Source organism: Hymenobacter terrestris (assembly GCF_013377905.1).
GTDB classification, from domain to species: Bacteria; Bacteroidota; Bacteroidia; order Cytophagales; family Hymenobacteraceae; genus Hymenobacter; species Hymenobacter terrestris.
The window spans coordinates 82,989-95,585 of record NZ_JABKAV010000005.1 but is presented as its reverse complement, the minus strand read 5'-3'; the positions used below and the strand labels follow the sequence as shown (position 1 = coordinate 95,585).

Sequence of the window (12,597 nt, the reverse complement as noted above, 5' to 3'; positions counted from 1 at the left end):
GGCGGCAGCTTCCGCGGGGCCGGCTAGTGCTGTATCTTTACTAACTGTTCCGCCGCCGCGGGCTGCTGCCAGCTAGCCGGTGTTCGTCTTTCTGTTTTTGCCTTCTGTTGAGTCTTTCGTTTGATTTTGTGCAGCCCGCGCCGGAAGCGGCGGCCGACCGCATCACGCTGTTCGCCGACGTGATTCTGCCCCTGCCACTGCCCCGCCTCTATACCTACCGCGTACCGTTCGAACTGAGCGACCAAGTGGTAATTGGCGGGCGCGTGCTGGTACAGTTCGGGGCCAAACGTACGCTGAGCTGCATTGTGGCGGCCGTGCATCAGACGCCGCCCGCCGCCTACCAGGCCAAGTACATCCTCGAATTCATCGACGATGCACCGGTGGTCACCCAACCCCAGCTAAAGCTGTTTGCCTGGATTGCCGAATACTACCTCTGCACGTTGGGCGAAGTGATAAACGCGGCCCTGCCCTCCGCCCTCAAGCTCAGTTCCGAGAGCCGGGTGCAACTGCACCCGGCCTATGAGCCCAAAACCCACCCCTACCCGCTCGGCGAGCAGGAGCAGAAGGTGGTGGATGCACTGAGTACTGGCGAGGAAGTGGGCAAGTCGCTGACGTTTACCGAGGTGGGTGAGGTGCTGGGCATTGCGTCCTTTCATAAGTACATCAAGTCGTTGATGCAGAAGGACGTGGTGTTCCTGTTCGAGCATCTTAAGGATAAATTCTCGCCCAAAGTGGTGAAGAAGGTGCGGTTGGCGCACCGTTACGTAGCGGAGGCGGCCCTGGAGGAGCTGTTCGGACAGCTAGCCAGCAAAGCCAAGCAGCTCGATGTGGTGATGCGCTACCTGCAGCGCGTGCCCGTGTACCAGAGCGAGCACGCCAACCACCGGGGCCTCGAAAAAGCAGCCCTCACGTCGGCTCCGCACCTGTCGCCCTCGGCGGTGAACACGCTCATAAAAAACGGTATTCTGGAGCAGTTCGACCAGATTGTGTCGCGCTTCCCGCTGGATGAGGACGACGCCCAGGCCAACATGCACTTCACGCTGAGCGACACGCAGGTGGAAGCCCGCGACGCGGTAATGCGCGAGTTTCAGAGCAAGGAAATTGTGCTGTTGCACGGCGTAACGGGCGCGGGCAAAACGGAAATCTACATCGACCTGATCAAGCAGGCGCTGGATGGTGGTGGGCAGGTACTGTACCTGCTACCCGAAATTGCCCTCACGGCTCAGATTGTCACCCGGCTCATGCGGGTATTCGGCTCGCGGCTGGGCGTGTACCACTCCAAATTCTCCGACAACGAGCGGGTGGAAGTGTGGAACGGGGTGCTCTCGGGCCGGTTTCAGGTAGTGGTGGGCGTGCGCTCGGCCGTGTTCCTGCCCTTCGATAACCTTGCCCTCACGATTGTGGACGAGGAGCACGAATCGAGCTACAAGCAGTACGACCCAGCCCCGCGCTACAATGCCCGCGAGGTGGCCCTAATGATGGCGCACTTCCAGGGCTCGAAAACACTGCTCGGCTCAGCCACGCCGGCTGTGGAAACCTATTACCAGGCCCGCGCCGGCCGCTACGGCCTCGTGAGCCTGACCAAACGCTTCGGCGAGGCCGGCCTGCCCGAAATCGTGCTCGTCGACACCCGCAAGAGCCGGGAGCAGAAAACGATGCTCAACCACTTCACGCCCGAGCTGATGGCCGAAATGGAAAGCAAGTTGGCCCAGCAGGAGCAAGTGATTCTGTTCCAGAACCGCCGCGGCTACGCCCCGTTTATCAACTGCCTCGACTGCGGCTGGATTCCCAAATGCACCAACTGTGCCGTAAGCCTGAGCTACCACAAGCAGGCCCACGAGCTGCGCTGCCACTACTGCGGCCACCACGACCGGATGCCGACCCAGTGCCCCGCCTGCGGCTCGCGCAACGTGAAAACGGTAGGCTTCGGCACCGAGAAAATAGAGGACGACCTGAAGGTAATGCTGCCCGCCGCCCAGGTGCAGCGCATGGACCTCGACACGACCCGCGCCAAGAACTCCTACCAGCAGATTATTTCCGACTTCGAGCAGCAGAAAACCAACGTACTGGTGGGCACCCAGATGGTTACCAAGGGGCTCGACTTCGCCAACGTGAGCTTAGTAGGCATCATCAACGCTGACTCCATCATCCACTACCCCGATTTCCGGGCGCACGAGCGGGCCTTCCAGATGTTTGTGCAGGTGAGCGGACGAGCGGGCCGCAAGGGCAAGAAGGGCCGCGTGATTATTCAGACCGCCGACCCCGAGCAGGTCATCTTCGACAAGGTGATGCGCAACGATTACCTGGAGTTCTACGAGTACGAAATAACCCAGCGCCGGGAGCACGGCTACCCGCCCTTCATGCGCATCATCCGCCTCACGGTGAAGCACGTGGATGTAACGGTGGGCGAGCGGGCCGCGCTACTACTGACCCAGGAACTGGTGGACCGCCTGGGCCGCGAGGCCGTGCTGGGCCCCGAGGCACCCTACATCTTCCGCATCCGCAACTTCTACCTTCAGGAAATCACCATCAAGCTCAGCCGCGAACACACCGTGCTCAAGGCCGCCAAAGCCGACGTGTTGGCCGCCATGGACGTAGTGCGCGACCAGAAGGAGTTCAAGCAGGTACGCCTGGCCGCCGACGTGGACCCGATGTAGCTGAACTTGCTGATAACGGGAATTAAGAGCCTACTACAAAAAGCAGTAGTCCAACTATGACCAGTGGCAGACCGATAATGAGGGCAAGAGCAAAGCTGAAGCCTCCTGCCAACGCCCCCAGCAGTAACATTACCCCTGCAACGATGCCCATGCCCAGCCCCAGCTTTTGCAATGGTTCATTGGCAGCATCCGTTTTTGGTGCCGGGGCACCTACGGGCGCGGCATTGCGCTTGCGTTCCTCCCGGAGCAGGCGCCGCCGCCCATTCTTGCCTTGAAGAAACAGCAACGGAATACCAACAGCCAGCAAGGCGATGCCCGCTATAACTTGTGCCAAGGGATAATACCCCGAGCTGTTGTTGATGGCACCGGCAATGGCAAAGCCTGCGCCACCTACCACCGCGGCCGCGCCCGCCACGTTTATAACCGTTGTGAGCGGGTCGGCCCGGAGTTTGGGTTCCGGCCGCAACAGACGTTTCAGCGTAGTATCGGGAACAGCAATTACCGGAGCGACCTGCCCAGATAATGGCTTACTGACCACCAACTCTGATACAGCGAGTTGCTGAATATCGGCCTTGCCCAACTCGGGGCCGGGTAGCGCGGCCGATAGTACTGGCTCGTTGGCGGGCTTAACCGGGAGTGGTGGCACTTCGACGGGTTGCGAGCGGGCCACGCTATACTCGCTGCCCCGCGGAAAGGTGGGCGCGAACCGGGCGCTCTGGCAGCCAGCTAACAAGGTCCAGGTGAGCATCGTGGCGAGCAAGGTACTTCTAAGCATAAAAATGGGGTGTAGCTATAGGACGAGCAGCCATTGCTGGATGCCTGACGAAAACTACTAAAATATTCAACCCTGCCTATTTTCATCTTCACCGAAATCAGACTTTACAAAATTCCCTTATTGGCCCCGGAAAGCCCGCAATGACACTGTGGCCGGCGCACGAATCAGACTTCACAGAAAAGCCCCGGCTGCCAATTGGCAACCGGGGCTTTTTACTGCGGGTTGAGACGTGCTTATACCTCGTCGAGCAGGTACAGGACGATGAGCACGACGCCGATGATGACAATAATGGCACCTAGCACAGCTATAATATTACCAACACCGCCGCCTACCAGACCAGCCAGTAGGCCCACTAGCAAGCCTACCAGTATTAGAATAAGTCCCTGGCGCAGCTTGCCGTCGATGCGGTTGGTAGCAGCCGTTTCCGACGACTTCTTCACCATGCCAGCTTTGGCGGCCATCTTGTCGGCGTTCTTGGTGATTTTCTGCACCAGTGCCTTCTGCATAAAGTTTAGCTTTACGGCTTTAGCAGCATTGGCCAACTTGGCCGGAGCAGCGGCAGCGGGGGCAGCCTTGGCAACGGCGGCGGGCGCAGCTACAGGGGCTACAACAGCCTCGGGCATTGCCACTGCCTCAGCAGCAACCTGCGGGGCTACTGCAACCTCGGGGGCCGGGGCTGGCTTGATTATGGTAGACCGCTGAGTGCCGTGGTAAGCCGACGACGTTTTGGGCAGCATCGCATACTCGGCGCGGTTGCAGCTCGTTAGAGCAATGCCAACGGCCGCTACGGCGGTGAGTTTGCGCAACAGATTGGACAAGTGTTTCATAATAAAAGAAAGAAAAGTTGGGAGATGTGAAAGCAGCTTATACGGGCTAAATTAGCAAATAAGCCCACAAGAACAGATAAATTGTCCCATCGACTGCGGCAGTGCCGCAACTTTGCTCAGCCGGTCAAGAGCTTACTGCGGCTGCCACCCATCAATTGGGCCTGCCCCGAACCGTTCCACCGGCCTTTCTGTTAGCAGCAAGTCCGTCATTTGCCTTCCGTTTATGGTCAACCAAATAAGATTATTCCTGCCCATCAGTGCGCTGGGGGTCCTGCTGCTGGGCATCGGGGCCTGCACCCAGTCGCTGAGCGAGGGAACGGCCGTCCAGCTTACCGAGCAGCGCCGCGCCAACATTGCTCCCGATACCAGCGGTTACGAGCGGCGTGCCCCGCAGGACATGAATGGCATAGGCAAATACTACATGGGCCGTCAGATTGCCCACGTAATGGGCCATGAGGGCGCTTCCTGGCTCGACCGCTCCGACCGCGCCCGCGAGGAAGATACCGACCAGCTGCTGCGGGCACTCAAGCTAAAACCCTCCGATGTAGTGGCCGATATTGGAGCCGGCACGGGCTATTTCACCTTTAAGATGAGCCCGCTGGTGCCTCAGGGAAAGGTGCTGGCAGTCGATATCCAGCCCGAAATGCTGGCCAGCCTGCGCGCAACCACCGCAAAGCTGGGAGCCAATAACGTGATTCCGGTACGTGGTACCACCCAAAACCCCAACCTGCCCGCCGGCCAGGTAGATTTGGTGCTGCTGGTGGATGCCTACCACGAGTTCGACTACCCGCGCGAAATGGGCCGCGCCATTCGCCAAGCCCTCTCGCCCGACGGCCGCCTGGCCCTGGTCGAGTACCGCGCCGAAGACCCCAACGTCCCCATCAAGCGCATCCACAAAATGAGCGTGGCGCAGGCCCGCCGTGAAATGGCCGCCATAGGCCTGCGCCTTACCGACTCGGTAGAAACGCTACCCCAGCAGCATTTGCTGTTTTTCCAGAAATGATTTTTTTTAGCGGCCAGCTTCAAGCCGCAAGCTGCAAGTCTGTTTGGGCGGCTGCCTGCTTGCAAGAGGGCTTTTTTCGTGTTGCTGAAAAGCTGAAAGAAGCTTGCAGCTTGTAGCTTGCGGCTTACAGCTCAAAAAAATGTCTGATCCGCGCCGGCTTTCCATTCACGATTTCACCTACCAGCTGCCGCCCGAGCGCATTGCGCCCGAGCCCTTGGCCAACCGCGACCAGTCGCGGCTGCTGGTGTATCAGCAGGGGCTGCTGGGCGACCGGACGTTCTGCGACCTGCCCGCATTGCTGCCACCCGATAGCCTGCTCGTGTTCAACGATACCAAAGTGGTGCGGGCGCGCCTGTTTGCCCGGCGGCCGACGGGCGGTATAGTGGAGCTGTTTTGCCTGGAGCCGGTAGCGCCGCACCGCGCTATTGAGTTGGCCATGCAGCAAACCGGGGCCTGCATATGGAAATGCCTGGTGGGCAACGGCCGCCGTTGGAAAGATGGCCCCGTAACGCTGGAATTCGAGGCCCATGGCCAGCCGGCCACCCTGCGGGCCGAGCGCACCGAGCAGCACGATGGCTACGCCCTCATTGCCTTCAACTGGGAACCGACCGAACTGCCGTTTGCCGAAGTGCTGCGCGCCGCCGGCCACCTGCCCCTGCCGCCCTACCTCAACCGCCCCGATACGGACGTGGACGCCGTGCGCTACCAGACGGTATACGCCGCCCACGAAGGCGCTGTGGCTGCTCCTACGGCCGGGCTGCACTTCTCAGATGCCGTGCTGGCCGAGCTGGCCGAGCGCCGCACCGCCGCTGCCCGCGTAACGCTGCATGTGGGCGCGGGCACGTTTCAGCCGGTGAAGGCCGACCACATGGCCGACCACCCCATGCACGGCGAGCCGTTCAGCGTAACGGCCGACACGCTGCGGCGGCTGTTGGCGCACCTGGCGGATGGCCAACCAATTATTCCCGTGGGTACTACCAGCTTGCGCACCCTCGAAAGCATGTACTGGCTCGGGGCAGCGCTGGTGCAGCATCCGGCCCGGCTGCCCGCCTGGCACGTAAGCCAGTGGCAGCCCTACGAGCCCGACACTGAGGTATCGACCCAACGGGCACTGGAGGCGCTACTGGCCCAACTGGAGCTCACTGGCTCCGATACGCTACACGCCACCACCCAACTACTGATTGCACCCGGCTACCGTTTTCGGCTGGTGCGCGGGCTTATTACTAATTTTCATCAGCCCGAAAGCACCCTACTGCTGCTAGTAGCCGCCATGCTGGGCCCCGACTGGCGGCGCGTGTACGAGCATGCCCTGGCCAATAATTACCGCTTCCTCAGCTACGGCGACTCTTCGTTGCTGCTGCCCTAAGCAATGGGCGAGTCTGCCGGAAGAAGGAAGGGGATAGAAGCATGCGTCCTTACTTATACAGAAGGACAGCTCAAAACACACCAACTCAGGCAGGTAACCAAGTAAACCTTACTGTTACAAGGGCCTGTTTACCGTTTCGTGCGGCTGGTTTCTCACCGTCATCAGCATTTCGCCGTATAAGGCCCCAAATCCTTTTTTTCCAATTGCTTTCCATCATGAAAAAGATATTTCTGACAGCTGCTGCCCTGGTTTTCACTACGGCCGCTGCTTTTGCTCAAAGCACCCCAGCCACCATTACCCCCGCTCCTACTGCCGATGAGCGGACCAAAGCCGGCGAAGTAATCCAGGATGCCAAGCAGGGCACTGTGGAGGCTGCCCAAGCAACGGGTAACGCGGTAGAAACCGGCGCCCGTGCAACTGGCAACGCCGTGGAAACCGGCGCTCAGGCAACTGGCAACTTTGCCTCGAAGGCCGCTAAGAAAACTGCCCGCGCCGCCAAAAAAGCCGCTCGCGCCACGAAGAAAGGCGCTAAGGCCGTTAAAAACAAAGCCGTAGACGTCGTTGACTAACCGCGTTTCCTTCCTTGCATAAAAAAAGAGCTTGCCCGTGGGCAAGCTCTTTTTTTATGCAAGGAACCAGCTGTAATCGGTGATTACAGGATGAATACGGCGTTGCCGAACAGCAGCTTGCCACCCTGCCAGAAGGCCCGAAACAGCGGGTTGTCGGCCAGATAGACGATTTGGCCGCGGCCCAGGTCTTGGGTACCAAGCACGAAGCTGTCGGTGAGACCAGTGCGGGTTTTGCGGCCAGCAAAGCCCGAGGCGTAACCGTTCTTTTTGAGGACACCCACGTTCCAGCCCCCTTCGGGCAGGAATTTGTAATTGGGTGCTTCGCGGAGCAAAGCGAAGTACGTGTTGCCATAGCCGAAGGCCAGCGGGTGAGTGTTGTCGAGCTGCACCCGGAATACGCTGCCCTGCACCCGGCCATCAATCCCGTCGCGCTCGGCATCGGCGTAGCGGCGCAGGGCGATGTAGGGATCTTTCTTGCTGGTAGCTGTCGAGTCGGTGGGTTTGGCTTTGAGCAGCAGATCCTTTTGGCCAGCCAGGAAACGCGAGGCTCCTTCGAGGGCAATGAGGCGGCCGCCCCCGCGCACCCATGTTTTCACGGCGGCCAGGGTTCTTTCGTTCATGATGTCGTCGTAGCGGCCATCGGGTAGTATCAGCACGTCGAACTTGCTGAGCGGCACGCTGCCGAAGTAGTCGGTACCGAGCACTGTGATGGGGTAGCCCACCTGCTGCTCGAAAAAGTGCCATACTTCGCCAAACGCCGTGGCATCGACGCCCGGCCCAGCCAGTACGGCCACATTGGGCATAGCCAGTGGCCGCACCGAGCGCGAGCCCAGGTCGCCGCCGCTGGTAGAAAGCCCCGACTGCACGGCCTGCACCAGTACCCCCGCCGAATCAGCCTGGGCGCGTACCAGCTGGTCGAAGCGCGCGCCAAGCCGCTCGTTACCGGTACGCGCGATAATGAGCGTGCCGCGGCCGTACTTCTGGCCTTCAGTTTCAAAGGGCTCCTCGGCCACCCGCAGCTTCACGCCCTGTTGCAGTAAACGGCTCAGAAAGCGCACATCCTGCAGATTATTCCAGCGGGCCAGGTAGGCATAGGGGGCGGTAGCAGTTGAGCTGCTCTTGCTGCCAGCAACTGAACTGACTGGTACCTGACGACCAGCAACCGGCAGCTGCCCCTTCAATGCGTAGCCGTTCAGGCCGAAGGCATAAGGCAGCGACCAGGCAGTGAGGTCATAAGTGAGCGAGTCTTCGAGTTGGGCCTGGGGTTCGAACAGCACTTTTACCAGCGTCGATTTGGGCTGATACATGCTGATAACTACGTCCTGGGGCTCGATCTGCACGGTTTCGGTTTTGCCGGTGGCGTAGCTATAGCCGGCCTGGCGGCTGCGCTTGGTCGCGAAGCCGTAGCTGATTTGCTGGCGGTCGAGGTATTGCGTGAGGGCGCGCACCTGGCCGGGGTCGGAGGAGCCGGCCAGCACGTACGACTTGTACTCGCCTTTGGGCTTGGTGCGGGCGTCGGTGTAGAACTTTTGGAACTCGCGGGTCAGGTCCTGGTGGCGCTCGGCGGCGGCCTGCAACGTGGCTAGGCTGGTGGCGTGGTGGTGCTCGATGCGCTGGCTCAGCGTGAGCGTGTCGCCGTCGGTTTTGGCGTAGGCAATACCGGCCACGCCGCCGCCGCCCTGCTCGTAGGTTACGCCGATAGCACCATTGAAGCTCGGCCAGGTGTCGCCATAGAAGGGCGCGAACAGGTCGTAGGTTTCGCGGGTGAAGTAGAGCCAGTTGTTCTTGTCAAACACCTTCCGGTTGTAGTCGCCGATGACGTCCTGGAACTGCCGCTGCCAGGCCGTGAGGTCGGCGTGGAAGGGCTTGGCAGCGGGCGAGAAGTAGTAAGGTGCCGAGGGGCCCATTTCGTGGAAATCGGCATGGACCTGCGGCAGCCACTGGTTGTACACGGCAATGCGCTGGCGACTTTCCTGCTGGGTCTGCCAGGCCCAGTCGCGGTTCAAATCGAAGTAATAGTGGTTGTAGCGGCCACCGGGCCAGGGCTCCCGGTGTTCCCAGCTCAGGGGCGAGGCGTTGGTTTGCTTGTTGGCTACGCGGTTGTACCACTGCGCGTACCGGTCGCGCCCGTCGGGGTTCACGCAGGGGTCCACGATTACCACCAAGTTCTGCAGATAGCTCTGCGCGGTAGTGTTGGCGGGATTAGCGAGGTCATACAGCACCTGCATCACGGCTTCCGACGACACGGCCTCGTTGCCGTGCACATTGTAGCTCAGCCACACCACGGCCGGCGTAGCACCCTTCACGGCCCCGGTTTCGAGGCCCGCCAGCCGCAGGTTGTCGCGCCGGATATCGTCGAGGCGGGCCAGGTTGGCGGCCGAGGCGATGTAGACCAGCTCCAGCGGGCGGTTTTCGTAGGTGCTGCCGTAGCGCTCCAGCTTCATCCGGTCGGGGCTATGGGCCGCAACGTGGGCCACGTAACGCAACAGCTCGGCGTGGGGCGTGAAGCGGGCACCCAGCTCGTAACCAAGAAATTGGGCGGGCGTCAGCAACGGACCATCGGCCGGGCCAGCCAGCGGGTTGGGGTAGGCTGCCGGAGCCGGCGTCTGGGCCAGGGCACCAAAGCACATCAGTAGCCCCACTAGCAGCAGACTCAGGGCCTGTAGCGTAAGTTTTTTCATCATGCAGCGGAAGTAAAATCGGAGAGCAGTGAAACTCTGGCTCAAAGAAAGCATATTTGAGCAGGCCTTGCTTGGTTGATAGCGAAAATGCGCGCTATAGCGCGAAGCTCCAGCTTCGCGTTTCGTTGAACGAAATCGGCCCAACCTCAGCAACAACACGCGAAGCTGGAGCTTCGCGCTACACCCTCTCAACCAGAAATATGCTCCACTCCTACTTCCGCCCGACCCTGCTGGCGGCCCTGCTCACGGCCGGCACTCTGGCCGCCCAGGCCCAGCAGCCCGTTTCGTACCCGCTGTCCTCCAACATGGACAAGCAGCAGCTGGCCCAAGTGCTGGCCGACACGCTCTACATCCAGCAGAACTACACCAAGACAGAGCACCGCATTGCCATGCGCGACGGCGTGAAGCTCTATACCGTCATCTACGCGCCCAACGACGCCGACAAGGTGCGCTACCCAGTTATGCTCAGCCGTACGCCCTACGCCGTGGGGCCCTACGAGGCGGGCAAGTACAAAAAGAGCCTCGGTCCCAGCTCCACAATGATGCGCGAGGGTTACATTTTCGCCTACCAGGACGTGCGGGGCCGCTATATGTCGGAGGGCGAGTTTGTGAACATGCGGCCCGCCAAGGATGCCCCCAAAGGCAAAAACGACATCGACGAGGGCACCGACACCTTTGACACCATTGAGTGGCTAGTGAAGAAGGGGCCAAAAAACAACGGCCGCGTGGGCCAGTGGGGCATCAGCTACCCCGGTTTCTACACGGCTATTGGCCTGCTCGGCCGCCATCCGGCCCTTAAGGCCTCCTCGCCCCAAGCCCCCATTGCCGACTGGTTCTGGGACGATTTCCACCACAATGGCGCGTTCTTCCTTCCTCACGCCTTCAATTTCCTGGCCTCTTTCGGGTTACCCCGACCCGCGCCTACGCCCACCGGCAACCCCCGCTTCGACCACGGCACGCCCGACGGCTACGACTTCTTTATGAAGATGGGCCCGCTCAAGAACGCCGATGCCCGCTATTACAAGGGCCAAGTCGCGTTCTGGAACGAGATGATGCAGCACCCCAACTACGACGAGTTCTGGCAGGCCCGCAACCTGCGCCCCCACCTCAAAAACCTGAATAAGCAAACCGCCGTGCTCACCGTGGGCGGCTTCAATGATGCCGAGGATTTGTTTGGGGCGCTCAAAATCTACGAGAGCATCGAAAAGCAAAACCCCGGCATGCAGAACGGCCTTGTGATGGGACCCTGGGTGCATGGCGGCTGGGCCCGTGGCACCGGCGAAGTAGTGGGCAATGTGGCCTACGGTGAGTCGCCTTCGCTTTACTACCAGAAGGAGATTGAGGCACCGTTTTTCAAATCGTATCTGAAGGACAACAAGCGGCCTAATGTACCCGAAGCTACCGTGTTTGAGGGCGGCACCAACAAGTGGCGCACCTTCGACGCCTGGCCGCCCAAGCAGGCCCAGGAGCGCACGATGTATTTCCAGGCCGACGGTAAAATTGGGTTTGAAGCCCCCAACGGCGGCCAAGCCGAGTTCGACCAGTACATCAGCGACCCGGCAAAGCCCGTGCCTTCCAACGAAAACATGGCCACGGGCATGACCCGCGAGTACATGACCGACGACCAGCGCTTTGCCAGCCGCCGCCCCGACGTGCTCACCTACCAGACCGATGTGCTGACCGAGGACCTGACGCTGGCCGGCCCCATTGAGGCACTATTGCAGGTGGCTACCACCGGTACTGATGCCGACTGGGTGGTGAAAATTATTGACGTATACCCCAATGATACGCCCGACAACGCACGCCTGAACCCAGCGGTGAAGCTGGGCGGCTACCAACAGATGGTGCGCTCGGAGGTGATGCGCGGCCGGTTCCGCAACAGCTTCAGCCAGCCCGAGGCCTTCGTGCCTAACCAGGTAACGGCCGTGCCCTTTACGGTACAGGACCTATGCCACACCTTCCGCAAGGGCCACCGCCTGATGGTGCAGGTACAAAGCAGCTGGTTCCCAATGGTCGACCGCAACCCCCAGACCTTCGTGCCCAACATTTTCGAGGCCGACGAAAAGGACTTCCAGACCGCCAACCACCGCCTCTACCACTCCCCCGCCAAAGCCTCGCAGCTGAAGGTGCGGGTGCTCTAACAGGAAAAAGAGAACGTCATTCTGAGTGAAGCCGGAGGCGAAGTCGAAGAACCTCTACCGCAATAGTAAACCCAACGAAAGGGTTAGCATTGCAGTAGAGATTCTTAGACTTCGCCTCCGGCTTCGCTCAGAATGACGTTCTCTTTTTTCCCTTACAGCCTTCCAATGTTGCCGTAGTCGGGCTCGGGAATTTGGTGGCGCAGGTCGTGCTTGACTTTTTCTACCACGCCACGGCCGAAGAGGCTGATGCCGGCGTTGAGCACGAGCAGGGCAGCTGTGCCGGCGGCAACCCACTCGCTGGTCGGTTCGTGGCGGCGCTTTTTGTCGGCGGCCCATTGCACCAGACAGGTACCCAAGCCGATAGATAAGAGGCCGGCCGGAGCGAAGGCGAGCCATTTTTCTTTGTGCGTCATGATGGAGCTACAGATGCGGATTTGGACGGAACGAGCGGGAAGCTGCTAAGATAACCAGTCGGCCGGTTTTTTGGCTACTGCCGCTCCTGTAATCGTACCTTCGCGGCCCAAGGTTCCCGTTTTCAAGCCAGATTCTCCGGATTGCTCCGGCGTTACACCTGCTGC

General features: G+C 60.4%; 9 protein-coding genes. 5 read left to right on the top strand and 4 right to left on the bottom strand.

The window, feature by feature from the left end; translation table 11 throughout:
- Window positions 1-107 precede the first annotated feature (107 nt).
- Complete coding sequence (gene priA / locus HW556_RS03310; protein WP_176897938.1) at window positions 108-2,657, top strand: replication restart helicase PriA; 2,550 nt, start codon at window positions 108-110, stop codon at window positions 2,655-2,657.
- A 22-nt stretch (window positions 2,658-2,679) separates the two neighbouring features.
- Here priA and HW556_RS03305 read toward each other — a convergent pair whose 3' ends face one another.
- Together HW556_RS03305 and HW556_RS03300 are read right to left on the bottom strand one after the other, a co-directional pair.
- Complete coding sequence (locus HW556_RS03305; protein WP_176897936.1) at window positions 2,680-3,432, bottom strand: hypothetical protein; 753 nt, start codon at window positions 3,430-3,432, stop codon at window positions 2,680-2,682.
- A 233-nt stretch (window positions 3,433-3,665) separates the two neighbouring features.
- On the bottom strand, window positions 3,666-4,259 hold the full coding sequence (locus tag HW556_RS03300) for a hypothetical protein (RefSeq protein ID WP_176897934.1): 594 nt from the start codon (window positions 4,257-4,259) through the stop codon (window positions 3,666-3,668).
- Window positions 4,260-4,482: 223 nt separating this feature from the next.
- On the opposite strand from HW556_RS03300, the gene HW556_RS03295 reads away from it, so the two are divergent.
- From HW556_RS03295 to HW556_RS03285, 3 genes are all read left to right on the top strand, one after another.
- A complete protein-coding gene (locus HW556_RS03295; RefSeq protein ID WP_176897932.1) occupies window positions 4,483-5,262 on the top strand; it encodes a class I SAM-dependent methyltransferase in 780 nt (259 codons plus the stop codon).
- Window positions 5,263-5,401: 139 nt separating this feature from the next.
- Window positions 5,402-6,628: an S-adenosylmethionine:tRNA ribosyltransferase-isomerase gene (locus HW556_RS03290; RefSeq protein WP_176897930.1), complete on the top strand. Its 1,227-nt coding sequence runs from the start codon at window positions 5,402-5,404 to the stop codon at window positions 6,626-6,628.
- Between the two features lie 215 nt (window positions 6,629-6,843).
- Window positions 6,844-7,197, top strand: coding sequence for a hypothetical protein (locus HW556_RS03285; RefSeq protein ID WP_176897928.1), 354 nt, complete (start codon window positions 6,844-6,846; stop codon window positions 7,195-7,197).
- A gap of 83 nt (window positions 7,198-7,280) precedes the next feature.
- Here the strand turns inward: HW556_RS03285 and HW556_RS03280 are convergent, their stop codons facing one another.
- Window positions 7,281-9,881 (bottom strand): M14 family metallopeptidase, encoded by a 2,601-nt coding sequence (locus HW556_RS03280; RefSeq protein ID WP_317170467.1) that lies wholly within the window; start codon window positions 9,879-9,881, stop codon window positions 7,281-7,283.
- Between the two features lie 197 nt (window positions 9,882-10,078).
- On the opposite strand from HW556_RS03280, the gene HW556_RS03275 reads away from it, so the two are divergent.
- The gene (locus HW556_RS03275; RefSeq protein ID WP_176897926.1) at window positions 10,079-12,019 is read left to right on the top strand and encodes a CocE/NonD family hydrolase; all 1,941 of its coding nucleotides are present in this window, start codon (window positions 10,079-10,081) and stop codon (window positions 12,017-12,019) included.
- Window positions 12,020-12,171: 152 nt separating this feature from the next.
- On the opposite strand, the gene HW556_RS03270 is transcribed toward HW556_RS03275, so the two are convergent.
- Window positions 12,172-12,432 carry a hypothetical protein gene (locus tag HW556_RS03270; protein ID WP_176897924.1) on the bottom strand — a complete coding sequence of 87 codons (261 nt, stop codon included), beginning with the start codon at window positions 12,430-12,432 and terminating at the stop codon, window positions 12,172-12,174.
- Window positions 12,433-12,597 lie beyond the last annotated feature (165 nt).